Origin of the sequence: Macrococcus psychrotolerans, assembly GCF_038095555.1 — a bacterium.
Taxonomy (GTDB): domain Bacteria; phylum Bacillota; class Bacilli; order Staphylococcales; family Staphylococcaceae; genus Macrococcoides; species Macrococcoides psychrotolerans.
This window is the reverse complement of record NZ_CP124591.1, coordinates 1,200,157-1,225,272: the sequence shown is the minus strand read 5'-3', so window position 1 is coordinate 1,225,272 and position 25,116 is coordinate 1,200,157. Positions and strand designations below refer to the sequence as shown.

At 34.5% G+C, this 25,116-nt stretch carries 32 protein-coding genes, 2 pseudogenes and 1 riboswitch; of the genes and pseudogenes, 29 read left to right on the top strand and 5 right to left on the bottom strand.

Features of this window, described 5'->3' with window-relative positions; translation table 11 throughout:
• The first annotated feature begins 85 nt into the window (after positions 1 to 85).
• The 11 genes from QA539_RS06260 (at position 86) to QA539_RS06210 (ending at position 8,268) form a co-directional block, all read left to right on the top strand.
• On the top strand, positions 86 to 1,048 hold the full coding sequence (locus QA539_RS06260) for a PstS family phosphate ABC transporter substrate-binding protein (RefSeq protein ID WP_419894984.1): 963 nt from the start codon (positions 86 to 88) through the stop codon (positions 1,046 to 1,048).
• 70 nt (positions 1,049 to 1,118) lie between these two features.
• Complete coding sequence (pstC, locus tag QA539_RS06255) at positions 1,119 to 2,048, top strand: phosphate ABC transporter permease subunit PstC (RefSeq protein WP_219492141.1); 930 nt, start codon at positions 1,119 to 1,121, stop codon at positions 2,046 to 2,048.
• Position 2,049: 1 nt separating this feature from the next.
• Entirely contained in the window at positions 2,050 to 2,943 is an 894-nt protein-coding gene (gene pstA, locus QA539_RS06250) for a phosphate ABC transporter permease PstA (protein WP_219492139.1), read from the top strand.
• A 25-nt stretch (positions 2,944 to 2,968) separates the two neighbouring features.
• Positions 2,969 to 3,859, top strand: coding sequence for a phosphate ABC transporter ATP-binding protein PstB (pstB, locus tag QA539_RS06245; RefSeq protein WP_419894983.1), 891 nt, complete (start codon positions 2,969 to 2,971; stop codon positions 3,857 to 3,859).
• Positions 3,852 to 4,490: a phosphate signaling complex protein PhoU gene (phoU, locus tag QA539_RS06240; protein WP_257886416.1), complete on the top strand. Its 639-nt coding sequence runs from the start codon at positions 3,852 to 3,854 to the stop codon at positions 4,488 to 4,490. The genes pstB and phoU overlap by 8 nt, the downstream gene beginning before the upstream one ends.
• A gap of 88 nt (positions 4,491 to 4,578) precedes the next feature.
• Positions 4,579 to 4,728 (top strand): 50S ribosomal protein L33, encoded by a 150-nt coding sequence (rpmG, locus tag QA539_RS06235; protein ID WP_041636027.1) that lies wholly within the window; start codon positions 4,579 to 4,581, stop codon positions 4,726 to 4,728.
• A gap of 89 nt (positions 4,729 to 4,817) precedes the next feature.
• Positions 4,818 to 5,372 carry a 5-formyltetrahydrofolate cyclo-ligase gene (locus QA539_RS06230; RefSeq protein WP_211517715.1) on the top strand — a complete coding sequence of 185 codons (555 nt, stop codon included), beginning with the start codon at positions 4,818 to 4,820 and terminating at the stop codon, positions 5,370 to 5,372.
• Positions 5,348 to 6,796, top strand: coding sequence for a rhomboid family intramembrane serine protease (locus tag QA539_RS06225; protein ID WP_419894982.1), 1,449 nt, complete (start codon positions 5,348 to 5,350; stop codon positions 6,794 to 6,796). Before QA539_RS06230 ends, QA539_RS06225 begins: the two co-directional genes overlap by 25 nt.
• A gap of 4 nt (positions 6,797 to 6,800) precedes the next feature.
• Entirely contained in the window at positions 6,801 to 6,992 is a 192-nt protein-coding gene (locus tag QA539_RS06220) for a YqgQ family protein (RefSeq protein ID WP_133445012.1), read from the top strand.
• Entirely contained in the window at positions 6,989 to 7,957 is a 969-nt protein-coding gene (locus QA539_RS06215) for an ROK family glucokinase (RefSeq protein WP_419894981.1), read from the top strand. The genes QA539_RS06220 and QA539_RS06215 overlap by 4 nt, the downstream gene beginning before the upstream one ends.
• Positions 7,957 to 8,268, top strand: coding sequence for an MTH1187 family thiamine-binding protein (locus QA539_RS06210; protein ID WP_086038848.1), 312 nt, complete (start codon positions 7,957 to 7,959; stop codon positions 8,266 to 8,268). The genes QA539_RS06215 and QA539_RS06210 overlap by 1 nt, the downstream gene beginning before the upstream one ends.
• Positions 8,269 to 8,294: 26 nt before the next feature.
• Here QA539_RS06210 and QA539_RS06205 read toward each other — a convergent pair whose 3' ends face one another.
• The gene (locus QA539_RS06205) at positions 8,295 to 8,534 is read right to left on the bottom strand and encodes a DUF2759 domain-containing protein (protein WP_219492126.1); all 240 of its coding nucleotides are present in this window, start codon (positions 8,532 to 8,534) and stop codon (positions 8,295 to 8,297) included.
• A gap of 89 nt (positions 8,535 to 8,623) precedes the next feature.
• Here QA539_RS06205 and QA539_RS06200 point away from each other — a divergent pair, with 89 nt between their 5' ends.
• Complete coding sequence (locus QA539_RS06200; protein ID WP_219492123.1) at positions 8,624 to 9,244, top strand: MBL fold metallo-hydrolase; 621 nt, start codon at positions 8,624 to 8,626, stop codon at positions 9,242 to 9,244.
• A gap of 27 nt (positions 9,245 to 9,271) precedes the next feature.
• On the opposite strand, the gene QA539_RS06195 is transcribed toward QA539_RS06200, so the two are convergent.
• Positions 9,272 to 9,520: a DUF2626 domain-containing protein gene (locus tag QA539_RS06195; protein WP_041636023.1), complete on the bottom strand. Its 249-nt coding sequence runs from the start codon at positions 9,518 to 9,520 to the stop codon at positions 9,272 to 9,274.
• 211 nt (positions 9,521 to 9,731) lie between these two features.
• On the opposite strand from QA539_RS06195, the gene comGA reads away from it, so the two are divergent.
• The 10 genes and pseudogenes from comGA (at position 9,732) to gcvPB (ending at position 17,823) form a co-directional block, all read left to right on the top strand.
• Positions 9,732 to 10,703, top strand: coding sequence for a competence type IV pilus ATPase ComGA (comGA, locus tag QA539_RS06190; protein WP_219492120.1), 972 nt, complete (start codon positions 9,732 to 9,734; stop codon positions 10,701 to 10,703).
• On the top strand, positions 10,654 to 11,727 hold the full coding sequence (comGB, locus tag QA539_RS06185; protein ID WP_419894980.1) for a competence type IV pilus assembly protein ComGB: 1,074 nt from the start codon (positions 10,654 to 10,656) through the stop codon (positions 11,725 to 11,727). The genes comGA and comGB overlap by 50 nt, the downstream gene beginning before the upstream one ends.
• Positions 11,728 to 11,748: 21 nt before the next feature.
• Complete coding sequence (gene comGC / locus QA539_RS06180; RefSeq protein WP_283722000.1) at positions 11,749 to 12,072, top strand: competence type IV pilus major pilin ComGC; 324 nt, start codon at positions 11,749 to 11,751, stop codon at positions 12,070 to 12,072.
• A complete protein-coding gene (gene comGD / locus QA539_RS06175) occupies positions 12,065 to 12,490 on the top strand; it encodes a competence type IV pilus minor pilin ComGD (protein WP_101037039.1) in 426 nt (141 codons plus the stop codon). Before comGC ends, comGD begins: the two co-directional genes overlap by 8 nt.
• Entirely contained in the window at positions 12,477 to 12,719 is a 243-nt protein-coding gene (locus QA539_RS06170) for a hypothetical protein (RefSeq protein WP_419894979.1), read from the top strand. Before comGD ends, QA539_RS06170 begins: the two co-directional genes overlap by 14 nt.
• The gene (comGF, locus tag QA539_RS06165) at positions 12,664 to 13,116 is read left to right on the top strand and encodes a competence type IV pilus minor pilin ComGF (RefSeq protein WP_219491938.1); all 453 of its coding nucleotides are present in this window, start codon (positions 12,664 to 12,666) and stop codon (positions 13,114 to 13,116) included. The genes QA539_RS06170 and comGF overlap by 56 nt, the downstream gene beginning before the upstream one ends.
• Before the next feature lie 160 nt (positions 13,117 to 13,276).
• Positions 13,277 to 13,783 (top strand): shikimate kinase, encoded by a 507-nt coding sequence (locus tag QA539_RS06160; RefSeq protein ID WP_219491935.1) that lies wholly within the window; start codon positions 13,277 to 13,279, stop codon positions 13,781 to 13,783.
• A riboswitch (glycine riboswitch) is annotated at positions 13,770 to 13,855 on the top strand. It overlaps the preceding gene by 14 nt.
• A 65-nt stretch (positions 13,856 to 13,920) precedes the next feature.
• Entirely contained in the window at positions 13,921 to 15,006 is a 1,086-nt protein-coding gene (gene gcvT / locus QA539_RS06155) for a glycine cleavage system aminomethyltransferase GcvT (RefSeq protein ID WP_219494831.1), read from the top strand.
• A 12-nt stretch (positions 15,007 to 15,018) separates the two neighbouring features.
• On the top strand, positions 15,019 to 16,362 hold the full coding sequence (gene gcvPA / locus QA539_RS06150; protein WP_219491932.1) for an aminomethyl-transferring glycine dehydrogenase subunit GcvPA: 1,344 nt from the start codon (positions 15,019 to 15,021) through the stop codon (positions 16,360 to 16,362).
• Positions 16,355 to 17,823: pseudogene (gene gcvPB / locus QA539_RS06145) on the top strand (aminomethyl-transferring glycine dehydrogenase subunit GcvPB). Before gcvPA ends, gcvPB begins: the two are co-directional and overlap by 8 nt.
• Positions 17,824 to 17,863: 40 nt before the next feature.
• Here the strand turns inward: gcvPB and QA539_RS06140 are convergent.
• Positions 17,864 to 18,244 (bottom strand): rhodanese-like domain-containing protein, encoded by a 381-nt coding sequence (locus QA539_RS06140; RefSeq protein ID WP_099483037.1) that lies wholly within the window; start codon positions 18,242 to 18,244, stop codon positions 17,864 to 17,866.
• 104 nt (positions 18,245 to 18,348) lie between these two features.
• On the opposite strand from QA539_RS06140, the gene QA539_RS06135 reads away from it, so the two are divergent.
• Together QA539_RS06135 and QA539_RS06130 are read left to right on the top strand one after the other, a co-directional pair.
• Positions 18,349 to 19,179: a lipoate--protein ligase family protein gene (locus QA539_RS06135; RefSeq protein ID WP_419894978.1), complete on the top strand. Its 831-nt coding sequence runs from the start codon at positions 18,349 to 18,351 to the stop codon at positions 19,177 to 19,179.
• Positions 19,180 to 19,528: 349 nt separating this feature from the next.
• Positions 19,529 to 19,744: pseudogene (locus tag QA539_RS06130) on the top strand (IS3 family transposase); the annotation flags it as partial.
• A 119-nt stretch (positions 19,745 to 19,863) separates the two neighbouring features.
• Here QA539_RS06130 and QA539_RS06125 read toward each other — a convergent pair.
• Entirely contained in the window at positions 19,864 to 20,538 is a 675-nt protein-coding gene (locus QA539_RS06125) for a hypothetical protein (RefSeq protein WP_419894977.1), read from the bottom strand.
• A 195-nt stretch (positions 20,539 to 20,733) separates the two neighbouring features.
• Between QA539_RS06125 and QA539_RS06120 the strand changes: the two genes are divergently transcribed.
• Both QA539_RS06120 and QA539_RS06115 read left to right on the top strand, forming a co-directional pair.
• On the top strand, positions 20,734 to 21,267 hold the full coding sequence (locus QA539_RS06120; RefSeq protein ID WP_419894976.1) for a YqeG family HAD IIIA-type phosphatase: 534 nt from the start codon (positions 20,734 to 20,736) through the stop codon (positions 21,265 to 21,267).
• Position 21,268: 1 nt separating this feature from the next.
• On the top strand, positions 21,269 to 22,087 hold the full coding sequence (locus QA539_RS06115) for a VanW family protein (RefSeq protein WP_419894975.1): 819 nt from the start codon (positions 21,269 to 21,271) through the stop codon (positions 22,085 to 22,087).
• A 154-nt stretch (positions 22,088 to 22,241) separates the two neighbouring features.
• Here QA539_RS06115 and QA539_RS06110 read toward each other — a convergent pair whose 3' ends face one another.
• Complete coding sequence (locus tag QA539_RS06110) at positions 22,242 to 22,838, bottom strand: hypothetical protein (protein ID WP_419894974.1); 597 nt, start codon at positions 22,836 to 22,838, stop codon at positions 22,242 to 22,244.
• Between the two features lie 95 nt (positions 22,839 to 22,933).
• Between QA539_RS06110 and QA539_RS06105 the strand changes: the two genes are divergently transcribed.
• The 3 genes from QA539_RS06105 to accB all read left to right on the top strand — a co-directional run bounded on the left by QA539_RS06105 (position 22,934) and on the right by accB (position 25,116).
• Positions 22,934 to 23,986, top strand: coding sequence for a M24 family metallopeptidase (locus QA539_RS06105; RefSeq protein WP_413474520.1), 1,053 nt, complete (start codon positions 22,934 to 22,936; stop codon positions 23,984 to 23,986).
• Positions 23,987 to 24,010: 24 nt separating this feature from the next.
• The gene (gene efp, locus QA539_RS06100; protein ID WP_012657079.1) at positions 24,011 to 24,568 is read left to right on the top strand and encodes an elongation factor P; all 558 of its coding nucleotides are present in this window, start codon (positions 24,011 to 24,013) and stop codon (positions 24,566 to 24,568) included.
• 119 nt (positions 24,569 to 24,687) lie between these two features.
• Positions 24,688 to 25,116, top strand: coding sequence for an acetyl-CoA carboxylase biotin carboxyl carrier protein (gene accB / locus QA539_RS06095; RefSeq protein WP_219491922.1), 429 nt, complete (start codon positions 24,688 to 24,690; stop codon positions 25,114 to 25,116).

The following is a 25,116-nucleotide window of genomic DNA, read 5'->3' as shown; positions in this document are numbered from 1 at the left end:
TAAATTAACAATAAATCTATATAGTTAGAAATGTAATAACAAATCAAAAAATTTATTCGTCTTTATATTAGGAGGATTCTTAACAATGAAAAAGTGGCAATTAGTAGGATCAACAACTGTTTTAGGTACTGCATTATTATTAGGTGCATGTGGTGGTGCAGCTGAAAATTCTGACTCAAAGAGTGAAGATAAAGCCACAGACACAGCAGCTAAAGATGTTAAAGGTGAAGTAAATGGTGACGGATCGTCTACTGTAGCTCCTGTTACTGAAAAAATTAACGAGCAATTCAATGCTGAATATCCAGATGTTACTGTTTCAATCGGTACTTCAGGAACTGGTGGTGGTTTCGAGAAATTTATCGCTGGAGAAACAGATTTCTCAAATGCATCTCGTGATATTAAAGATGAAGAGAAGAAGGCACTAGAAGATAAAAAAATCGAGTATACTGAATTCAAAATTGCAAGTGACGGTTTAACTGTTGCAGTTAATAAAGAGAATGACTTTGTTGAGTACTTAACGTTTGATGAGTTGAAAAAAATCTATTCTGGTGAAGCGAAAACTTGGAAAGATGTTCGTGCTGACTTCCCGGCTGAAGAAATTAAAGCATTCTCTCCAGACCAATCACATGGTACTTACGACTTCTTCAGTGAAGAAGTTTTAGATAAAGGTGAAATTACAGCTGAGAAAAATGCTGATACTAACGTTATCGTTAAATCTGTACAAGATAATAAAAACGGTGTTGGATTCTTCGGATATAACTTCTACCAAGAAAACAAAGATAACTTAAAAGCGGTTAAGATTCAAAAAGAAGGTAAAGGTGAAGGTGTTGAAGCAACTGAAGAAACGGTTAAAGATGGTTCATACCCATTAAGCCGTCCTTTATATATCTATGCGAAAAACGAATCACTTAAGAGTAATGAAGCATTTAAAACATTTATGAAGTTTACTCTAGATAATGCTAAAGATGCTTCTAAAGAATCAGGTTATGTGCCTTTAGAAGATAAAGTTTACGAAGAAGATCTAAAGAAATTAGAAGAAGTTAAATAGTTAATAATATATAAGAAATTTTTCAGGGACGAAATTTTTCGTCCCTTTTTAAAATGAAGGAGTCAATGCTATGGAAAATAAAGTATCTGTACAGGAATTGATTCAGCAGCGTCAAAGTAAAGGTTCTAAAAATATTATCGAGAAATTTATCCCGATAATACTTGCTGTAATTGCATCTATTTCTATATTAACTACAATTGGGATTCTGATTACATTATTAACTGAGACGATTACTTTCTTTACAAGAGTATCATTCAGTGAATTTTTCCTTGAGAAGACATGGAATGCTTTCGGACAGGATCCAAAATACGGAATTATCTCTTTAATTTTAGGAACATTGAAAGTAACACTTATTGCGACAATTTTTGCTGTTCCGGTTGGATTAGGCGCAGCGCTTTACTTAAGTGAATATGCAAGTGACAAAGTAAGAAGAATCATTAAACCAATTTTAGAGATTCTTGCAGGGATTCCAACAATTGTATATGGATTTTTTGCATTAACTTTTGTTACACCGATGCTTCGTTCTGTTTGGACAGACTTAGGTTCATTTAATGCAATCAGTCCTGGTCTAGTCATCGGTATTATGATTGTGCCAATGATTGCGAGTCTTTCTGAAGATGCGATGAGTGCAGTACCACAAGCAATTAGAGAAGGGGCGTTAGGACTAGGTTCAACCCGATTAGAAACGGCGCTTAAAGTTGTGTTCCCAGCTGCCTTATCTGGTATTTTAGCATCAATCGTCCTCGCTGTATCACGTGCAATTGGTGAAACGATGATCGTATCACTTGCAGCAGGTAGTTCACCAGAATTCTCATTAGATTTTACAAATTCATTGCAGACTATGACAGCATTTATCGTACAAGTTGCTACTGGTGATGCAACATTTGGTTCAGATATTTACTATAGTATCTATGCAGTTGGATTTACATTGTTTGTATTTACATTAATTATGAATATGATTTCACAATGGATCACAAACAAATTCAGAGAGGAGTATTAGAATGGAATTAATTAATCAGGAAAGAGTCGCGAAAAAACTCTCTGGACGTCTGACTAAAAACGCGATAGTTAAGTTTATTTTCTTCTTATGTACGATTATCGGATTAATTGTTCTAGCAATGCTTCTTTTTGACATTATCAGAAAGGGTGCAGGTTATCTAACACTAGAGTTCTTTACGAACTTCTCTAGTACTACACCTTCAAAAGCTGGTATTAAAGGGGCTTTAATCGGTACATTATGGCTTATGATGACGATTGCACCGATTGCAATTACTCTAGGAGTTGCGACAGCTATTTATATGGAAGAGTATGCTAAAGATAATTTCTTTACACGCTTTGTTAAAGTAAATATTGCAAACCTAGCGTCTGTACCATCTGTAGTATTTGGTTTATTAGGATTAACACTATTCGTTCGTGGTGGCGGAATAGAAGCACTTTCATTAGGAAAATCTGTTTTAGCTGCAGCATTGACGATGTCTCTTATGATTCTGCCGGTTATTATTGTATCGTCACAAGAAGCAATTCGTGCAGTGCCAAACGCCATTCGTGAAGCATCTTTAGGATTAGGTGGAACGAAATGGCAGACGATAACGAACGTTGTACTTCCGGCGTCTATTCCTGGGATATTAACTGGAACGATTCTTGCACTATCCCGTGCAATTGGTGAAACAGCACCATTAGTAGTTATTGGTATTCCGACGATCTTTATGAAAACACCAGATAGTATTATGGACCGTTTTCAGGCTTTACCAATGCAAATCTTTACTTGGGCGAAATTGCCAAAAGCAGAGTTTCAGTTTGTATCATCAGCAGCGATTATCGTGTTACTTATTATTTTAATTGCAATGAACTCAATCGCTATATTTATCCGCAATAAATATCAGAAAAAATTCTAGCTCATTTTTGAGAGGAGTCAATATAATGAATTCAAAAGTAAACGTTATTAATAGAAATGAAACTTCAACTGAGAATAAGAAAATTGTTGCTGAAAGTCAACCTGCATTAACGAATAATGAACATACGATAGTTACAGGAGAGACACCAAATCCAAATAATCGTAAGATCGTTTATCAGACAAGAAATTTAAATCTTTGGTACGGTGACCATCATGCTTTACAAAATATCAATCTTGATATTTTAGAGAATGAAGTAACTGCAATTATCGGGCCATCTGGTTGTGGTAAGTCGACGTATATTAAAACGCTCAATCGCATGATAGAATTGGTCCCTAGCGTGCGTACTTCAGGTGAAATTCTTTACCGTGGGGATAATATCTTTGATAAAAGCTATAAAGTTGAACATTTAAGAACCCGTGTAGGAATGGTCTTCCAAAAACCAAATCCATTCCCAAAATCTATCTATGATAACATTACGTATGGTCCTAGAATTCACGGTATTACTGATAAGAAAATATTAGATGAAATTGTTGAAAAATCTTTACGTGGGGCTGCAATCTGGGATGAGACGAAAGATCGTCTGGACAAGAATGCTTACGGCTTATCTGGTGGGCAGCAGCAACGTGTCTGTATCGCACGATGCTTAGCAATTGAACCAGATGTTATCCTGATGGACGAGCCTACATCAGCATTAGACCCAATCTCTACATTAAAGGTGGAAGAATTGGTACAGGAAATCAAAAATAAGTATTCAATTATCATTGTTACGCATAATATGCAGCAAGCTGCACGTATCTCTGATAAAACCGCATTCTTCTTAAATGGATATGTAAATGAATATGATGCAACAGATAAGATCTTCTCTAACCCAGCTGATGAACAGACTGAGAGATATATCTCAGGAAGGTTTGGTTGATATGAGAGAGATTTACGAAGAAAGTTTACAGCATCTGGAGGCAAGTGTTCTTAAACTGGCTGATGAAGTATATAGAGCAATCGAAAAAAGTATCAATGTACTGAGTGATAGTGATAAAGCGATGGCTAGAGAAATTATCGAACATGACCGTGTTATCAATTCGATGGAAAGTGATATTGATGACCAGATAATTAGTTTGATTACAAAGCAGCAGCCAATCGCTACAGATTTAAGGGTTATTCTTTCTTCAAGTAAAGTATCATCTGAACTAGAAAGAATGGGTGATAATGCAGCCAACATTGCTAAGATTCGTAAACGTGTGAAGATTGAAGATGCATATATTCTCACGCGTCTGCAAACGATGGGAAAACTTAGTATGATGATGCTCGCTGATTTAAAGGAAGCCTATGAGAGTAAAGATGTTAATTTGGTTAAAGAGATTATTGAGCGTGATAATGATATAGATGACTTATATAAAGAAATCATCAACAGTGCTTACTTAATTGATAATGATCCATATATTTCAGGTCAGGCCCATTTAGCAGGTAGATATCTCGAGCGCATTGGTGATCATATTACAAATATTGCGGAAAGTGTTTATTTCACGATTACTGGTGAAAGATTTGCCTAAATCACAAATTTACACTAGATAAATCATGCTTCTCATGGTATTATATAAAAGTCGTATGGATATTTAGAAACGTGAGGAGGGAACAACTATGCGCGTTAATGTTACTTTAGCTTGTACTGAATGTGGTGACCGTAACTACATCACTAAAAAAAATAAACGTAATAACCCAGAACGTATTGAAATGTCAAAATACTGTGCAAGAGATAATAAGAAAACTTTACACAGAGAAACTAAATAATATTTTAAACAGACACATTTTGTGTCTGTTTTTTTGTTAAATCATAAAATTTTGATCAGTTTATTGTATAATTATATATGGGTGATGTTATGACTAAGAAAGAGTTAAGGAAGGCAACGATAAATCAGTTAAAATCGTTAACAGACAAATACACTAAAGAAAATATGATCATTGAGAAATTAATAAAGCACCAAGATTTTAAAGATGCGGAGTCTATTGGTATAACGTTATCAATGGATCATGAGATGGATACACGATTTATTATCCGTTATGCACAAATGCTTGGTAAGACTGTATTTGTTCCAAAGTGTGATTACAGTAAACAACAAATGTATTTTACGTACTTTACATCTGCGGAAGATATAGTTGAAGATCGTTTTGGAATTGATGTGATGAAACATGATGACGGAAAAAATGAACAGCCAGCACTTCTTATTGTTCCTGGTGTACGTTTTGATGAATCAGGATACCGTATAGGTTATGGTGGCGGTTATTATGATAAATATTTAAGTACGTATGAAGGGCATACAATTAGTCTTGTATTTGAAGCGCAGATGGGAGAAGTGATCATTGAGCCACATGATATTCCCGTAGCGTATATCATTACTGAAGAAAGAGAATGGCATACAGGTACGAAGCAATGATAGAACAAAAAAAGATATGGAGAACGATTTATGAATACACAAAATACAGTGGTTTTGAGTATTTTACACACGGAGAAGCAGAAGACGATATATGGCTGATTAATAGAAAAAAGGGTATCATTAAAAGGGTTATCCTAAAAAAAGAGACAGCACAGTCCACACTCTTTATGGTACAAAAAATTATGGATCATTTTAATGATATTGAGGATACAGTAGGTCATATAATCAATAGATTTGAAATTATTCTCGTAAATCAGACAAATCATTTTCAGGATAACATGCCGAATCATATATTTATCGAACAGTGTAATGACGAGAGCGATTTAAAGCGCCTATTTGGACATCCATATCAGAAGATTACAGGCAAGAATAAGGATAAGGCAATTAAAACGTATAAGAAAAGTGTATTAAATGGAAATATGATTGAAAATGCAATCAGAAAGTTTTCCCCGCTGACATATTTAATTATGCTGCTCAATGTCGTTATTTTTATTCTTATGAGTATCGTTCAACATATTCATAAAGTAGAAATGATAATTGATAAAGGAGGGCTGACACATTTTAATTTTGTGCATGGAGATTACTATAGGATCATTACTTCTATCTTCATACACTTCGATGTGCAGCATCTGCTTTACAATATGATGACGCTTTTTATATTTGGTAAGCTTGTAGAATATTTATATACGCGCTGGCAATATTTATGTATTTATTTTATAGGTGGTATTATTGGTAATCTGATTTCTTTGACATTTGATAATATATCGATATCTGTAGGAGCCAGTGGTGCCATCTGTGCGCTTATCGGAGCACTGATGAGCCATTTGATATTCAGTGGAAAATTCGAGAAAAAATTTCTCATACAAACTTTTATCGGCATTCTTATCTTCTTAATTGGCAGTGCAATCTTTGAGAACGTAAATCATTATGCACATTTTGGTGGATTATTTGGTGGATTGTTCATTGCTTCAATGTTTTTTATTTATCGATACAATAAAAGATATTTCTATTATATGGCACTCGGCCTGGTTGTTATTTTAGGATTACTCATCATCAATATTTTTTCCGAGCGTGAACATCATATATACAATGAATATGCTAAGCAATATTTGATGGAAGGAAAAGATAGTGAGGGCATTGAGATTATTCGCAAGACCATTGATAGAGGCTATCAGAATGATGAAACTTATGTTCTCTATGGCCTGTGGAAAACAAAGGATGAAGGTTTATCAAGTGGTTTGTTAGTCTGGTTAGATGCTCTGAAAAAGTATCCTAATAGTGAACGGCTGAACTTTCAGCTTGCATTAGCATACCGAGCAATGGATGACTACCCGAAAGCAGAGAAATATATTGATAAGACCATTACAATCAATAAAAAGGAAGAATACATAAAATTAAAGAAAGAGATTCAGGAATTCAGGTGAGAAAATGAAGCAATTCTATGATGTACAGAAACTATTGCAAAAATTTGGAATTATTATCTATTTTAAAGATGAAAAGAATACGTTAGCGATGATGGATGAAGAGTTAAAGTCATTGCATGATGCAATGTTAATTGATAATGAGACTTATATCCAGGCGCGTTTACTGATTAATCAGAGAAGGATGAATAAACTATGATTTTAGCAGCAGATATAGGTGGAACAACTTGTAAGCTAGGTATATTAGACTCAAACCTCAATATTATTAAAAAATGGGAAATCGTTACGAATAAAGAGGATAACGGAACACATATATTAAAGAACATTTATGATTCATTTATTAAACATTTAAGTGATGTAAATTTAAACATTAAAGACTGCATAGGTGTGGGTCTCGGTGTTCCGGGTCCGGTAGATTTTAACAATGGCATCATCAATGGAGCGATTAACTTAAACTGGCATGGTAAGATCGATATTAAAGCGCAGTTTGAAGCATTAAGCGGATTGCCAGTATATGTAGATAATGATGCAAATGTAGCAACGCTCGGTGAAAAATTTCGAGGAGCAGGCAGAAATGAGTCTGATGTCGTATGTGTAACGCTAGGTACAGGCGTAGGTGGGGGTATCGTCAGTAATCATGAGCTTATTCACGGATTCAATGGTGCAGCAGGTGAATTCGGGCATATTACTGTAGATACGAAGCAGAGATTTAAATGTAACTGTGGAAAAAATGGCTGTCTTGAGACGGTTGCAAGTGCTACAGGGGTCGTAAATTTAGCTTATCATTATTATGAAGAGCTTCAATTCAAGACGGTGATCGAAGATGCAATCAGAAATAAAGAGCTTCAGGCAAAGATGATATTTGATGCCGCAAAAGCAGGGGATGAGTTTTCGGTATATGTGATTAAGAAAGTAGCGAAGCACCTCGCTTATGCATTTAGCATTATCAGTGTCATGACAAATCCTAAGCACATTATTATTGGTGGGGGAGTCTCTAAAGCAGGACAGTTTCTTGTAGATCATATCGAACAGTATTATAAAGACTTAACATTCCTTCCAGCTTATGAAGGAACAAAGATTGTAACTGCTGAGCTAGGCAATGATGCAGGGATGATTGGTGCTGCAGGTTTAATCAAAATTTATATTCTAGGAGAGAAAATATAATGGCGATAATAGATGTTGTAATCATACCGATGGATGGAAAATCTATCAGTATCAGTAAATATGTTGCGGAAGTACAGAATATACTTGAAGCGATGAAACAAGAGGGAAAGATAGATTATCAACTGACACCGATGAGTACATTGATTGAAGGAGAGCTTCACGACTGTCTCGTAGCATTAGAACGCATTCACGAATCTCCGTTTCAGGCAGGGGTTGAACGGGTGTGTACGAATATTAGAATTGATGATCGAAGAGATAAGCAAAGAAAGATGAATGACAAGCTTGACGCTGTAAAGAAACATATGCATTAAAAAAAAGACATCGAATGATGTCTTTTTTAATGGTGTAAAATTGGATATCCATAAGTGAAGATTGTTGCTAACGAGAAGAATCCAAAAGACAAAGTTGCAAGTAGACCAAAAATGATGCCTAATACATTTTTAGACTTTAATGAACTTAATAGTGCTTTTATTGAAAATAAGAAAACTAAAAACATTAGAATCGCAAAAATATTCACACCGATGTGAATTTTTACGCCAAAAACTTCAAATAGTTCGCCCGTGTTAATAAATGGCATAGTATAACCCCCATGATTTTCTTTTGTTATCATTAATATTGTATAATTAAAGTATATATTTGTCGAGTAAATTTTAGGAGGAATTCAGTTTGAAGAAAAAGAAAATTGCTTTAGGTATGATTGAAACGAACTGCTATATATTAGAGAATGAACAAGAAATTTTAATCATTGATCCAGGAAATGAAGCGGATAGGCTCATCGCTACAATCGGTAATACAGATAAAAAAGTAATTGGTGTGCTGCTGACACATGCACATTTTGACCATATTGGAGCAGTTGATGCAATATGTAGCTATTATCAGTGTGAAGTTTATATGTCTCAAATTGAGAAATACTTTTTAACAGACCCGCTTAAAAATGGTTCAGATAAATTCAGTCAATACGGAATAGAATCCACAATAGTGAAGCAACAGCCGAAATTTATGGATAATGGTTTCCATCAAATCGGAACATTTAGTTTTGAAGTACGACATACGCCAGGACATTCGCCAGGGAGCTTAAGTTTTATATTTAAGAATTTTGCGATTGTTGGTGATACTTTGTTTAAGGAAGGTATCGGAAGAACAGATCTTTATCAAGGAGATACGTCGCAATTACTCAATAGCATCGAAAGGGAATTACTTTCATTAGATGAAGCATTCATCATTTGTCCGGGTCATGGTCCTGAAACGACTGTCGGATATGAAAAAACACACAATCCATACTTATAGAAAAAAACCTTCCGATTCCGGAAGGTTTTATTCGTGGTGGCCAAAGCTTGGCTCTAATAAAAATGTAGAATAATAAGTGAAGCCTACGAAACACACGATTAAGTATGCTGCAAATATATACATGTACATTCTTTCTGATAAGTTTAAGTATCCAAGTAATACAAAAAATCCTGTTTGAGCAATGAATACAAATGACATCATAGACATTCCGCCTACATAGAACATTACTGCAAAGATTGCTGTCCAGAACCCTAAAGTTTTAAAAACCTTATCCATTTGGCAATTCCCCCTAATTTCAGACTCTTCATATCACTTATTATTATAAAGTTAACGATAAGATAAGTAAACCTTAATTTTACGAAATTTGTAACATCCAATTTTTTCTTTTTTATTTGTAAATTTAGATAAATTTATTTATTTGTATGATATTAAATAGCTTAAGAAGAAAGATCAAGAATAAGCTTATATGATAGATGAGGAGGTAGAGATGGAGAGATTATTCAATGAAATAATAGAGCAGGCAATTTTACAAAGTGCATCAGATATACACTTCATTCCTGGTGATAAAAGCATATCTATTAAATTTAGGATACAAGGTGATATTGAAGACTATAGCGACATCGACGATATATTATTTAGAAAACTACTTTCATATATTAAATTTACAGCACATCTTGATGTATCAGAAAAGAATAAGGCCCAGAGTGGCATAATACATTTTAACCTGAATAACTTACGATACAATATTCGCGCATCTACTTTACCTCGGTCATTAGGTGATGAAGCATGTGTATTGAGGATTATCAGACAAAGTTTTATAGATGAATATCAGACAGATGATCAAATATTGTTCAATCAAATGAAAAAATCAAGCGGTATAATTATCATTAGTGGACCAACTGGAAGTGGTAAAAGTACATTAATGTATCAACTTGTACATTTTGCGAAGAATACATTGAAACGACAAGTAATTTCAATAGAAGATCCTGTAGAACAGCATATTGACGGTATCATACAAGTTAATGTTAACGAAAAAGCAGAGATAACGTATCAAACCGCGATAAAGGCAATCCTTAGATGTGATCCAGATATCATTATGCTAGGTGAAATAAGAGATTCAGTCGTAGCCCAGCAAGTTATCAATGCAGGGTTAAGCGGGCATTTAGTTTTAACGACATTACATGCGAATGATTGCATCGGCGCATTATTTCGACTTAAAGAAATGGGAATTAATGCTGTTGATCTATATCAAAGTATTAATTTAATTATCAATCAAAGACTTGTAAAAAGAATAGATGGAAAGGAGCGTGTTTTAGCCTATGAATTTTTGACAAAAAAGGATATTGAAAAATATTTAAAGGATAAACATATAAACTATAGAACGCTGGCTGACATATTTAAGGAGATGTATGAAACAAATCAGATTTCACAACATGAATTTGAAAAATTTGATCTATAAAAATCGTCTGAGAATATATCACAAAGATTTCTTAATCAGAATTTCTGAAATGACAAATAACGGATTCACTCTTTATGAAGCAGTCTCTTTCTTGAATACGCAATATATAGAAATTGAAAAAGAGATAAAGGAAGAGGCATTAAAATTACTTGAATCAGGAAAGCAGTTATCCGAGTTGCTCGACTACTTTAACTATAGTGATGATATTGTAATGCAGGTACAGTTTGCTGAGCGGTACGGTGATGTAAATATGACATTGGTACGATGTTACGATTATTTAGAAAGTAAAGCAAGGCTTGCCTCACAACTTATAAAGACAATTCAATACCCTCTTATTTTAATCCTCATATTTATTGCGCTTATATTTACAGTAAACTTAACGGTACTTCCTCAATTTCAATCTATGTATGACACTATGGATGTAGATGTAGGGACAGAAATAAAAGTTATGACTGCAATTTTATTTTCTCTACCTTATATCATCTATAGTTTTATACTATTATTCATAGCACTTATTTTAGCTTATGCTTTCTATTTTAGGAAACAGTCTGTTGCTAGTCAGCTTAAAATATTATATTCTGTACCGCTGATTAAAGATTTGTATCGCTTGTACATTACCTATCGCTTTAGTGAAATGCTTTCTTTCTTTCTGTCCAATGGTGTGATGATGAAAAGAATATTGCAAATATTATCGTCACAGAATAAGAATGAAACCTTTCGATACATTGCACTCATGATCAATCATAAGCTTTTAGAAGGTAGACCGCTCCCTGATGCTGTCAAGGAGATGAATATATTCGAGTCTTCACTTGTTCAATTTATGGAGCATGGAGAGCGAAATTCAAAATTAGATAAGGAACTAAAATACTACAGTGAATTTATATTTTATCGATTTCAACATCGATTATTACGCTGTATAAAAGCAATTCAGCCAGTAATTTTTATGATATTAGCATTGTTAATTGTGACCATGTATCTCGTCATCATATTACCGATGCTACAAATGATGGAAGGTATAAAATAAGGAGGAGTTATAGTGAAACGCATAGCGAGCAGATTAAAAAAACAATTTAGTAAGAATGAAGGATTTACTTTAATTGAAATGTTATTAGTATTACTCGTAATTTCGATTTTAATCATCGTTATCATTCCGAATATCGCTAAACAATCTAAGACAGTACAGGCTAAAGGATGTGAAGCTCAAGTAAAGATGGTACAAGGTCAGATTGAGGCATATCGAATTGATACGGGTAAAACACCATCTACAATAAATGAGCTTGTTCCTGAATATTTAAAAGAAAATCAAGTGAAATGTAAAGATGGAGCAGACATAATAATCAATAATGGTGAGGCATCATTAGGTGCTTAGAGCATTTTCATATATAGAAATGCTCATTGTACTAATGATTGTCACCGTAATACTCGCTGTTGTACCTGTAAACAGGTTTAAACTAGATGAAATAAAACATGAAGAGATTAATGATGAAATAATTTCACTACTAAATTACTATCAGACAAAAGCCATTGTATCTAAGGTGAATATCTATGTGTCATTTCCTCCGGGAAGTGACACCATTTATATTAAATCAGCTGCACTCGACATTAATGCTTCCTATCAAATAGATGATGGTTATATTGATCGGCACAATAGTTCGAATAATATGCAGTATTATTTTGATGGGAGAGGGATTAATAAAGGTGGCTCAGTTATTTATCATATAGGCGATAAAAAATATCGTCTAATCTTTCAGATTCATTGGGGGAGAATGAGAATTGAAACGTTATAGTGGTTTTTTATTGATAGATAGCATGCTGGCATTTTCTGTCATCATCCTAATCGTAATGCTGCTACTTCCAATGTACAACGAAATGTCCATGACATATCAGAGGAAGCAAGCTACGCTTGAAAAGATTCGGTTACTGTATATGCATATCGTAATTAGAGAAGGAGAATACACACGTGAAGCAGATACAATCTGTATTAAAGCATCTAAGATATGCCATACGTTCAAATAAAGCATTTACGCTGCTTGAGATGCTTATTAATATGGCTGTAGTTATGATTGTTATATCAATTATACCGATGATCTTAATTCAGATATATCAATTTAATGGACGTTCTACAGATCATCACGATATAAATACGGCTTTATTTTTAAGGGAGATTGCTACTGAACTTAAAAATGCGAAGGACGTTACAGTTAGGGATGGCAAACTTCGAATAGCACTTCGAGCAGATTTGATTACATATGAATGTGTGCATAATCGCATCGTACGAAAAGTAAATGGAGAGGGTTACATCATCATGCTGGAAGGCATTAAGGAAGGAGTCTTTTTTATAGAAGATGAACATCTATACATATCTCTGCAATCAAAAAATGAATCTCTCGCAAAGAAATATCAGGTTCTATAATGGGTTTATAACGCCATATTTACTGATTCTATTATTTTTAACAGTCTTTTTTTTAAGTTATTATAGCAACAGATTCATGTTAAAATTAAAGACAATGGATCATCTTGAACAGTATTATTATGAAGAGATTCTAAAGTCTGTAGAAAAAAGAGGTGTTTAGTTGGCTTATGTACTTGTAGGATTTATGGGTGTTGGAAAAACAACAATCGGTAATTTATTAGCACGAAAGCTCGGGATAAAGTTTGTTGATATCGATGAACAAATTGAATTAGAAATGAATATGAAGATCAAGGATATATTTGACCAGTACGGAGAAACTTACTTCAGAACGTTGGAACATATCGTTTTAAAAAAACACATAAACATGAATATTATATTAGCTACAGGTGGTGGAATTGTCGAAAATCCGAACAATATTTCACTTTTAAAAGAAAATAAAATGAATATATGGGTAGATACGAACATTAACACTGTGTATAATAGAATTATAAATGATGCTAATCGTCCGAATGCGATGAATAGATCATTTGATGCTATTAAAGACTTGTACTTTGGAAGACGTTCACGTTATAATGAAATCGCATACATTAGCGTTAACAATGATGATGAACTGTCAGACTGTGTGCAGGAAATTCACAATTTTATTATTGCGGAAGAAGGAAGTTAGAGAGAATGATAAATCATCGCCGAAGGGGCATCGCTATATTAAACTCTCAGGCAAAAGGATAATTTCCGGACAAACCCTGTAATGAAGCAGGATAGCACTATGCTATGCTGTTTTTATTTTTAACAATTAGGAGGAATATCATGTCAGAATTAAAGAAAACACCACTTTATGAAAAATATCTGGAAGATGGTGCAAAAGTAATTGATTTTTCTGGTTGGGCTTTACCTGTTCAATTTTCTAGCATTAAAGAAGAACATATCACTGTTAGAGAAGGCGTAGGGATGTTTGATGTCAGTCATATGGGTGAAATTATTGTCGAAGGTGAGCATGCACTTGAATATCTTCAGTATGTACTTACAAATGATGCATCTAAAATGACTGATAAAAAAGCTCAGTATACAATGATCTGTAATGAAGATGGTGGTGTCATTGACGACCTTGTTGTATATAAATTAGGAGAGAATAAATACTTACTCGTAGTAAATGCCGGAAATACTGATATTGACTTCGAATGGTTAAAATCACATGAAAAAGATGGTGTAACAATAACGAACGTATCTTCTGAATATGGACAAATTGCAGTACAAGGGCCTAAAACTTTAGAAAAGCTTGCACCTGAAGTTAAGGAAGATATTTCGGAAATGAAATTATTTGAATTTTTAAAAGATGTTGAAATTTTCGGTAAAAACGTAATCTTAAGTCAATCAGGTTACACTGGTGAATATGGCTTTGAAATTTATTGTAAAGCCGAAGATACGGTAGCAATCTGGGAAGCACTGCTTAATTTAGGTGTTACGCCTTGTGGTCTTGGTGCTCGAGACACGTTACGTTTAGAAGCGGCATTACCGCTACACGGACAAGATTTATCAACTGATATAACACCTTATGAAGCTAAGATGGGCTTCAGCGTTAAACTTGATAAGGGCAACTTTATCGGCAAGTCAGTACTTGAAACCCAAAAGTCAGAAGGTGTAAAGCGTAAATCTGCTGGTATTGAACTGTTAGAACGCGGGATTGCACGTACTGACTATGAAGTGTTTGATAATAAGGATAATAAAATCGGTTATGTTACTAGTGGAACGCAATCACCATTAACTGGCCGTTCAATTGCTTTAGCATTAATTGATACAGATTTTACAGCAATTGATACAGAAGTTTATGTACAAGTTCGTAAAAAACGTATTCCAGCAAAAGTTGTTAAAACTCCATTCCATAAAAATTAAGGGGCGAAGAAAATGAGTCATCGTTATATACCATTAACAGAAACTGATAAAAAAGAAATGATGGAGACAATCGGTATCAACTCAGTTGATGAGTTGTTCCAGGATATACCTGAGAAAGTACGTTTCCAGGGCGATTTAAATATCAAGCCACGTAAATCTGAAACTCCGTTACTAAGAGAATTACAGGCGCTTGCAAACAAGAACGTAACGAGTGATACACATGTGTCATTTTTAGGTGCAGGCGTATATGATCATTATATTCCGACAGTGGTAGATCATGTGATTTCACGTAGTGAATTCTATACTGCATATACTCCTTATCAACCTGAAATTTCACAAGGTGAATTACAAGCTATCTTTGAATTCCAGACGATGATTGCAGAACTTACTGGTATGGATTGTGCGAACTCTTCTATGTATGATGGAGGTACATCATTTGCGGAAGCAGCAATGCTTGCATGTGGTCATACGAGAAATAAGAAGATTATTGTTTCAAAAGCAGTGAACGATCAATCACGCGCAGTATTACACACTTACGCAAAAGGTCAACATCTAGAAGTAGTTGAAATTGATGTGAAAGATACCGTTACGGATTTAGATGCTTTAAAAGCAGCAATTGACGAAGATACTGCATGTGTAATGGTGCAATATCCAAACTTCTTCGGAAGTATAGAGGATTTAGAAACAATCAAATCTTTCACTGAAGGCACTAAGGCCTTATTCGTAGTTTCGAGTAATCCGATGAGTCTAGGTCTATTAACACCACCTGGAGAATTCGGGGCAGACTTAGTTGTTGGAGATGCACAAGTATTTGGTATTCCAGCACAACTGGGTGGGCCACACTGTGGTTACTTTGCAGCAACGAAGAAGTTAATGCGTAAAATGCCGGGACGCCTTGTTGGACAGACACAGGATGATGAAGGAAACCGCGGATTTGTATTAACATTACAAGCGCGTGAACAACATATTCGTCGTGATAAAGCAACATCAAATATCTGTTCTAATCAAGCTTTAAATGCTTTAGCTGCGTCAGTTGCAATGAGTGCATTAGGTAAGAATGGCGTCTATGAAATGGCGAACCAGAACTTACAAAAAGCAAATTATATGAAATCACGTATGATTGAAGAAGGATTCGAAGTGCTTGAAGGAACAACATTTAATGAATTCGTAGTGAAATTTAATCATCCGGTTAAAGAGATTAATGAAAAGCTTCTTGATGAAGGTTTCATTGGTGGTTATGACTTAGGTCAAGTTGAAGAGACATATCATAACCATATGTTAATTGCAGTAACTGAATTACGTACGAAAGAAGAAATTGATACATTTATCGCGAAAGTAGGTGTGTTCAATGCTTAAAGGAAGCTCTCCGTTAATTTTTGAACGTTCAAAAGAAAATCGTTTCAGCTATTCATTACCAGAATTAGAAGTAGAAAATAAAAAAGTCGAAGATTTATTAGATAGTAAGTTCATCCGTAAAGAACGCCCGATGCTCCTGAAGTAGCGGAACTAGATTTAATGCGTCATTATACCGAACTTTCAAATAAAAACCATGGTGTAGACTCTGGGTTCTATCCACTAGGTTCTTGTACGATGAAGTACAATCCAAAGATTAATGAAAAAGTCGCACGTATGTCAGGCTTTGCGAACGCTCACCCGCTTCAAGATGAAAAAACAATTCAAGGTTCTTTAGAAGTAATCTACGATTTACAAGAACACTTAAAAGAAATTACAGGTATGGATGAAGTAACGCTTCAACCAGCAGCGGGGGCTCATGGTGAATGGACTGCACTTATGATGATTCGTGCTTACCATGAAGCGAATGGAGACCATAACCGCACAAAAGTCATCGTACCTGACTCAGCACACGGTACTAACCCTGCATCTGCAACAGTTGCTGGCTTTGAAACAGTAACCGTTAAATCAAATGAATTCGGGCTAGTTGATATCGAGGACTTAAAGCGTGTTGTAGGTGATGATACGGCTGCAATCATGTTGACAAACCCAAATACTTTAGGTTTATTCGAAGAAGATATTTTAGAAATCCGTGAAATCGTACATGCTGCCGGCGGTAAATTATACTATGATGGCGCAAACTTAAATGCGATTATGAGTAAAGTACGCCCTGGAGACATGGGATTTGACGCAGTTCACTTGAACTTACATAAAACGTTTACTGGACCTCACGGTGGTGGTGGACCAGGTTCTGGACCAGTGGGTGTGAAAGCAGATCTAGTGCCATTCTTACCAAAACCACATATCATTAAAGGGGAAGATGGTTTTAAATTTGATAACGACCGACCACAATCAATTGGTCGCGTTAAACCTTTCTATGGTAACTTTGGTATCTACTTACGTGCCTATACGTATATTCGTACGATGGGTCCAGATGGTCTGAAAGAAGCTTCAGAAGTTGCAGTGCTAAATGCGAACTACATGATGCGTCGTCTGCAGGATTACTTCGTATTACCATATGACCGTCATTGTAAGCACGAATTCGTAATTAGTGGATCTAAACAGAAGAAACTTGGTGTTAGAACTTTAGATATGGCGAAACGCCTGTTAGACTTCAACTTCCATCCACCAACAATCTACTTCCCGCTTAACGTAGAAGAATGTATGATGATCGAACCGACAGAAACAGAATCAAAAGAAACGCTAGATTCATTCTGTGATACGATGATTCAAATCGCTAAAGAAGCTGAAGAGAATCCGGATATCGTACTAGAAGCACCACATCACACGGTGATCGGTAGATTAGATGAAACATTAGCAGCACGTAAACCGGTTTTAAAGTATGAAGGTTCAAACGAGAAGTAGTATAAAAAAACAAGGTTAAGACGCATGTCTTAACCTTGTTTTATTTTGACTTAATTTTGCCAGTCCAGCCTTTATAGCCATTTTTAAGCATATAGATATCATTATATCCATGCTTCTTCATCATTCGTGCAGCACGATAGCTTGAAATACCGTTCGCATCGACGAAGTAGATGGGCTGATCTTTACGTAGACCTAGCATACGTGTTCTAAATATTGACATCGGAATATTTCTAGCCCCGATGATATGACCATAATCATAGTCAGCCTTCTCGCGTAAATCGATTACTTGTGCTCTTCTTAACCCTTGTTGAAACTCATCTTGACTTAACTCAGTAACAGCTTTACGATTAATAAAGTAATTAACAAGTATATAGATGAATAGTAAGAGAAGAACAATACCTAACACATACCAGAAATTCATACAGGTATTCCTCCTTTTTATTTCATAGATATATTATAGATATAATATACTTTATTTTCAAAGTATTTTTTAAAACTATAGACATACAGTAAAGAGGGTTGCATATGCAGGAAGAATGGTTGTTTATCAATACACACAATAATGATCCATATTATAATATGGCGATGGATGAAGCATTGCTTAACTTAGTAGCACAAGGAAAGCTGCCGCCTGTCATCAGATTCTATGGATGGAATCCGAAAACATTATCGATCGGTTACTTTCAAAAACTAGAAAAAGAAATTGATCTTGATAAAGTGTCTACCGGAGGATACGGACTTGTCAGACGTGCGACAGGTGGACGAGGAGTTCTGCATGATAAAGAACTGACGTACAGTGTGATCGTACCTGAATCTCATCCTATGATGCCGGAGTCGATTACTGCTGCTTATAAAGTGATTTCAACAGGGCTGTTAGAAGGGTTTAAGAATTTAGGGTTCCAGGCGGAATTTTCGGTGCCAAGGACGAAAGAAGATAGAGAACGCCTAAAAGACCCGCGAAGTTCAGTATGTTTCGATGCTTCGAGCTGGTATGAACTAGTTGTTGAAGGCAAAAAGATTGCGGGTAGCGCACAGACCCGTCAAAAAGGAGTGATTCTGCAGCACGGTTCAATATTACAGTCGATTGATGTAGATGAACTGTTTGATTTGTTCATCTTTAGTAGCGAACGACTGAAAGAACGTATGAAACGTAGCTTCTATTCCAAAGCAGTCAGTATAGCTGATCTGACCGATGAAGAGATTACCATTGCAATGATGGAAGAAGCATTTTATGAAGGGTTTGAGAAAGGTCTCGACATTAAGCTCAAGCCTTTTGAAGTAACTGCTGAGATTGAACAGGAAGTTTCTGTAATAATAGAAAAATATAGAAGTGAAGAATGGTTAAAAAGAAGGTAAGCGCATGCGCTATTATGCTTTGAAATGATTGCTAGAAGGATTTGTGATTGAATCATATAAAAAAGAACTTAGTTGAACTACGCCCTAAAATCCAGTTTTTGGGGTGTTTAATTTTGTCTAAATATGGTTTGGAATTCAAATTGAAGGACTTGAAAGAAAAACAGAAAGACAAAATACAGTTTAGAGGATAAGATTATTATACTAAGGTGGATGAGAATAAATAATGCTTCATTAAGCATTACTTCTATAAAATTTCGTATCAATAAAACATCTCTTATTTCCTCTTGGATAAGTGCTTTTAATAAACGTGGTATTGACAGATTAACCGAAAAGAGTAAAGGACGTCCATAGTATGTCCCGTAAAGGTAACTGTGTGGATAATTCCCCTTTGGAAAGTTTTTTCGGTATTTTGAAGCAGGAAATATTCTACAATAAAGTTTAGGAAAGTTATGAGCAATTTGAAGAAACAATGGGCACTTATATATGTTATTACAACAATAAATGTATTAATTTAAAATTAGGGAGGTTGAGCCCGGTAGGCTACAGAAGAAAATGTATTAATTAAAAATTGTATAAAAAGAGGAATGGATCTCTCCATTCCAAGAAAAGTCTAACTTTTTGGGTTCACTTCAAGTTTAAATAGACTAAGCTCTTCTTCATTTCTCATACATTTAAAATTTTTAGTTATTGATTGATATAATCACAAACGATATCGATTTGTTCTTTGAAGCTGCCATTAAATTTATTATCAAAAAATGCACTGCCAATAGTAAATGTCCAAGGTGAAATGATTTTGATTTCATCTAATCGTTCAAATGAATCTATACTACCAGCTACGCAAATTGGTGCATCCACTGAATTTACTACAGCTGATATAAGGGTTTTAGCATCACCATTATAGCGATATCCTAATAAATCTAGACCATATACGCCTTTATCTATATAACTTTGAGCTTGTTGAATAATGGAATCTATTTCTCCGCTTAATACAGAAGGGCGGTTAGTTACTTCACCGATAAATGGCATATACTTAATTTGGTTTTTATTACAAAAATTATGTATAGAATCGTAATATACCGTACCCATTAAGATGTCACACTCACAAATTGCTGCCAATTTCGCCGCTTCTAACGATTCTTTTTCTGTATATTCTACGACCTCAAGGCACGTCGTCTTACCATGTTCCTTCATCACTCTGAATAATAACTTCATGTCTTCTAATGGTAAGCCTTTATCTTTACACCCCCAATATTTTGCTTTCGAGTCGACACAAGCTTCAAAAATTTCATTTGCATTTTTAACTGTAAAATCATCATAGGTTAACATCACTATCAGTTCACTGCTCATCGTTAAATTCATCCTTAGCTCATTTTTTAAGATGTTATCATGAAAATACAAAAATTACAATTTATTTCTTGTAACTAGCAATAAATAGAACTATGAATAATAAATGATTAATAAATAGAATATTGACAATACTTTACATTTAAAGTAAATTAAAGTGTATAAAATAGACTTTTTAAAATTTGGAGTATTGAGATAGGAGTAATTCCATTGATAAAAATAATTTATCCGTATGCAATGATTGATTCTGTATTCAATATAGATTTTGAATTATTAAAAGCCCAAGGATTTAAGGCGATAATATTTGATATAGATGCTACTTTGGTGCCTCACGGAGCAGATACAACGAATGAAATAGATAATTTATTTTATGAAATACACAGATTAGGTCTAAAAACATTATTGCTATCTAATAATAGTGAAGAACGTATATCTGAATTTAACCGTAATATCAATGCCTTATTTATTCCTATGGCAAATAAACCGAATAAAATGAACTTCCTAAAATCTGTTGAAATGTTAGATGTAAAAAAAGATGAGATCTTATTAATTGGAGATCAACTTTTTACAGATATTTTAGGCGCGAATAGAGCAGGAATAAAAAGTGTTTTAGTAAAATATTTGCTGCATGAAGGTGAACTGAACATCGGAAAGAAAAGAAAAGTTGAAGCGTTGTTACTCAAGTTTTATAAAATAAGGAAAAGTTATTCTGCACGGCTTCAAAACATTGAGAAGAGGGTATAAAATGACAAAGCACAGAAAGTTATTTTCGGAAATTCATCCAGTATTATATGCATTATCTGTTCAAAAAGAAAGATTGAAAAGGCAAATACAAAATAGAAAGAAAATTTTCGCTTCAATACGGATAGATGATAAATTACCGAATGTAATATATTCATATCATTCTAATTTAATAAAAAAAGGAAAGGGCATTGACCCAAAATTGCAATATAATAAAGCTTTTAATATCGATAAATCTGCAAGAACTATGAATGGTTTAATCATTCGTCCAGGAGAAGAGTTTTCATTTTGGTATTTAGTAGGGAATGCTAACAAGCAAAATGGATATAAAGACGGACGTGTAATCATTAATAATAAATTACAAGCTGGAGCAGGTGGAGGTTTATGTAATTTAGCAAATACAATCAATCTTCTCATTCAGCACAGTCCCTTAGAAGTAACAGAGTTTCATATGCATTCGGATGCACTGGCTTTAGAAGAAGTTGAAAGGAAACCGCTTAGAAATGGCACATCTGTTGCTTACAATTATGTTGACTATCGATTTAGGAATACTACTAATCAGAATGTCCAACTTTGTGTATGGGTGGAAGATAAGAAATTGTATGGTGAATTACGTAGTGAACAACCAATAAAGAACCAATACGAACTAATTGAAGAAAATCATCATTACATTAAACAGGGAGATAAATTTTACCGTCGCTCGATGATTTACAAATTGACTAAAAATACAGACGGTGAAATTATAAGTAAAGATCTTATACTAAAAAATAAATCAGAAGTGATGTTTGATTATGATTTAATCCCAAAAGAGTTAATAAAATAAAAAGCTGAGAGGTGTAATACATTATAGTTGCTATTTGTACATCCTAGATCTTTTCTAGACAAGGCCTGAGTAAATTCGATGAAAATTGAAATTAATTATTTGTCACCAAACAAGAGACTCTGCGTGTAGCATCAGCTTACAGAGTCTTAATTTGTTATTCAATCGTTATTTTATTAAACGCCTCTATCGCATCGTGAAGCATCGCTTTACCTTGCGTTATTTTTTTTGTATCAGACTTTTCATAACCTTCATGAATCAAATTGATGGCACTCTCAAATTTATGGTTCGCATCATTCACCTGGCGATGCACATTTATAAAAGTGGCAGGTGGTTCACTATCTTTAAATCTCTGGTCATATTGCTTGATTGTGTCTTTAACGTCTGATTTTATTGTACTTAACGTTTCTTCATGTTGTATGTCTTTCGGCACTGAAAGCTTATTTTCAATCGCAGAAAAATTTTTTATTGCTAATGCAAGTGAGTCCGCATATGAATTAAAGTGATTTGTAAATTCTTGATTAGACATTTGTGTGTTTCCTTGCAACTGCTTGATTTCATTGTTAGTTGCGTTTAATGTGTTCTGTTTCGTTATAGTATTCGTCTTCTCATCTTCAATTCTTGCTTTCAGTACTTTAACTTCTTTTTTTAGCTCAGTAGCTTTCTCAGTAAGGTCAGTCTCAGCACCTCCGCTACAGGCAGTAAGTGTTATAGTAGAAGTCATTATTAATGATAATATTTTGAATTTTTTCATTTTTTACTCCTCGAATGATTCGTTTTTCTAAATACTATGGTAACATGTATATATTCAGAAAATATAGTCAAAATACATATACTAAGGAGAAAAAGATGAAAATAGAAAAAGTCAGACATTTATTAGAAGAAAAGCAGCTGGACGCAGTCGTAGTCCTTTCACCACATAACAGAAGATATTTATCTGGATTCACAGGCAGTAGTGCAGGCTTGATCATCAGTAAGGAAAGAAACATACTCGTTACAGATTTCAGATACATAGAACAAGCAACGAAACAGGCACAATCTTTTGAAATCGTAAAACAAAAAACATCTTTACTAGATATGATAACTGAAGTAATTAAAGAGTTAGAATTAAAGACAGTAGGATTTGAAGGGAATCTTGTCACTTATCAAGAGTACATGCAGCTTGCAACAGGTGCAGAGCTTATTGATGTTACTGGTGAAATTGAAAAGATTAGAATGATAAAAGAACCATTTGAAATCGAGCAGATACAAAAAGCTGCGGATATCGCAGACGCTACGTTTGATTATATTTTAAAGATTACAAAACCTGGTGTAACTGAAATGTATCTAAATAATGAGATGGAGATGAAGATGAGAGCATTAGGTGCTACAAGTTCTTCTTTTGAAACAATTGTCGCATCAGGCATCAGAGGTGCATTACCACACGGTGTTGCAAGTAATAAAGTGATTGAATCTGGTGAAATGATTACATTTGATTATGGTGCACTTTATGAAGGTTATATTTCGGATATTACACGAACAATTGCAGTCGGAGAGCCACAAGATGAGATGGTTAAAATCTATAACATTGTTTTAGAATCGCAGCTTAAAGCACTTGACGAAATTAAACCTGGAATGACTGGCGTTGAAGCGGATAAAATTGCGAGAGACGTGATTGCAGGATATGGTTATGGAGACGCATTTGGCCATAGTCTTGGACACGGCATTGGACTTGAAGTGCATGAAAACCCTATGCTTTCACAACGTTCTCCTCATACTTTGGAAGAAAATATGTGTGTAACGCTTGAACCCGGAATCTATGTGCCAGGTTTAGGTGGCGTTCGTATAGAAGATGATGTTTTAGTCACTAAAAATGGTCTAAAGCGCTTTACACATTCCACAAAAGACCTTATTATTTTATAGTAGGTATATTGAGGAGGAAAATTCATGATTTCAGTAAATGATTTTAAGACAGGTTTAACAATCGAAGTAGATAATGGTATATGGCGTGTTATTGAATTCCAACACGTTAAACCGGGAAAAGGTGCTGCATTTGTACGTTCAAAGCTAAGAAATTTAAGAACAGGTGCAATCCAGGAAAAGACATTCCGTGCAGGAGAAAAAGTCGGAAAAGCTCAAATTGACAACAAACGCATGCAGTATTTATATGCTTCAGGCGATCAACATGTATTTATGGATACTGAATCATATGAACAGATTGAATTATCTGAGGATACAATTGAATATGAATTAAAGTTCCTGAAAGAAAATATGGAAGTTCATATCCAGATGTATGAAGGGGAAACTTTAGGTGTTGAATTACCGAATACAGTGACGCTTCAAGTTACTGAGACTGAACCTGGTATTAAAGGTGATACAGCTCAAGGTGCGACGAAAGCTGCTACTGTTGAAACTGGATACACATTAAACGTCCCTTTATTTGTTAATGAAGGGGATACATTAATTATCAACACAACAGATGGTTCTTACGTATCTCGAGGATAATTTTTATGAAAGACATGTTTTTATACATGTCTTTTTTATTTTTATTGTTGAATTGGTCAGACCACTAGTTTACAATTGATTAGTAGCTAGTCTTAAAACTATGTATAAAGGAGTATCTTATGAATCTTGAACATATAAAATTACTGATTGATATGGTCGATAGATCAGAAATCACTGAATTTAATTATGAAGATAAAGAATTGAAGGTTGTATTGAAGAAAGAAAAAGAAAAGGTGGCAGCACCTGTAAAGCAACTGACACAGGAGCAAATTCAAGTTAAAGAGATAACTACGACTGAAGAACATAATGAAGATACTATTACGATTAATGCGCCTATGGTTGGAACATTTTATAAATCTCCATCCCCTGAAGCGGATCCTTATGTTAAGGTAGGGGATAAGGTGACGAATGATAGTATTGTGTGCATTTTAGAAGCGATGAAACTGTTCAATGAAATTCAAGCTGAAGTAAGTGGAGAAATCATTGAAATTTTAGTTGAAGATGGTCAACTGGTAGAATATGGTCAGCCCCTCTTCAAGGTGAAGTGA

Bases quoted from the DNA above. Each gene is read 5' to 3' on its own strand.
- gcvPA (WP_219491932.1), top strand. From the start codon at position 15,019: ATGAGTCATCGTTATATACCATTAACAGAAACTGATAAAAAAGAAATG.
- efp (WP_012657079.1), top strand. From the start codon at position 24,011: ATGATTTCAGTAAATGATTTTAAGACAGGTTTAACAATCGAAGTAGAT.
- QA539_RS06225 (WP_419894982.1), top strand. From the start codon at position 5,348: ATGGCATACAGGTACGAAGCAATGATAGAACAAAAAAAGATATGGAGA.
- comGB (WP_419894980.1), top strand. From the start codon at position 10,654: ATGAAACAAATCAGATTTCACAACATGAATTTGAAAAATTTGATCTAT.
- QA539_RS06215 (WP_419894981.1), top strand. From the start codon at position 6,989: ATGATTTTAGCAGCAGATATAGGTGGAACAACTTGTAAGCTAGGTATA.
- QA539_RS06195 (WP_041636023.1), bottom strand. From the start codon at position 9,520: ATGGATAAGGTTTTTAAAACTTTAGGGTTCTGGACAGCAATCTTTGCA.
- QA539_RS06110 (WP_419894974.1), bottom strand. From the start codon at position 22,838: ATGAAAAAATTCAAAATATTATCATTAATAATGACTTCTACTATAACA.
- QA539_RS06105 (WP_413474520.1), top strand. From the start codon at position 22,934: ATGAAAATAGAAAAAGTCAGACATTTATTAGAAGAAAAGCAGCTGGAC.
- QA539_RS06115 (WP_419894975.1), top strand. From the start codon at position 21,269: ATGACAAAGCACAGAAAGTTATTTTCGGAAATTCATCCAGTATTATAT.
- QA539_RS06210 (WP_086038848.1), top strand. From the start codon at position 7,957: ATGGCGATAATAGATGTTGTAATCATACCGATGGATGGAAAATCTATC.
- QA539_RS06125 (WP_419894977.1), bottom strand. From the start codon at position 20,538: ATGAATTTAACGATGAGCAGTGAACTGATAGTGATGTTAACCTATGAT.
- QA539_RS06140 (WP_099483037.1), bottom strand. From the start codon at position 18,244: ATGAATTTCTGGTATGTGTTAGGTATTGTTCTTCTCTTACTATTCATC.
- QA539_RS06205 (WP_219492126.1), bottom strand. From the start codon at position 8,534: ATGCCATTTATTAACACGGGCGAACTATTTGAAGTTTTTGGCGTAAAA.
- comGA (WP_219492120.1), top strand. From the start codon at position 9,732: ATGGAGAGATTATTCAATGAAATAATAGAGCAGGCAATTTTACAAAGT.
- QA539_RS06260 (WP_419894984.1), top strand. From the start codon at position 86: ATGAAAAAGTGGCAATTAGTAGGATCAACAACTGTTTTAGGTACTGCA.
- QA539_RS06220 (WP_133445012.1), top strand. From the start codon at position 6,801: ATGAAGCAATTCTATGATGTACAGAAACTATTGCAAAAATTTGGAATT.
- QA539_RS06230 (WP_211517715.1), top strand. From the start codon at position 4,818: ATGACTAAGAAAGAGTTAAGGAAGGCAACGATAAATCAGTTAAAATCG.
- pstC (WP_219492141.1), top strand. From the start codon at position 1,119: ATGGAAAATAAAGTATCTGTACAGGAATTGATTCAGCAGCGTCAAAGT.
- rpmG (WP_041636027.1), top strand. From the start codon at position 4,579: ATGCGCGTTAATGTTACTTTAGCTTGTACTGAATGTGGTGACCGTAAC.
- accB (WP_219491922.1), top strand. From the start codon at position 24,688: ATGAATCTTGAACATATAAAATTACTGATTGATATGGTCGATAGATCA.
- pstA (WP_219492139.1), top strand. From the start codon at position 2,050: ATGGAATTAATTAATCAGGAAAGAGTCGCGAAAAAACTCTCTGGACGT.
- QA539_RS06135 (WP_419894978.1), top strand. From the start codon at position 18,349: ATGCAGGAAGAATGGTTGTTTATCAATACACACAATAATGATCCATAT.
- pstB (WP_419894983.1), top strand. From the start codon at position 2,969: ATGAATTCAAAAGTAAACGTTATTAATAGAAATGAAACTTCAACTGAG.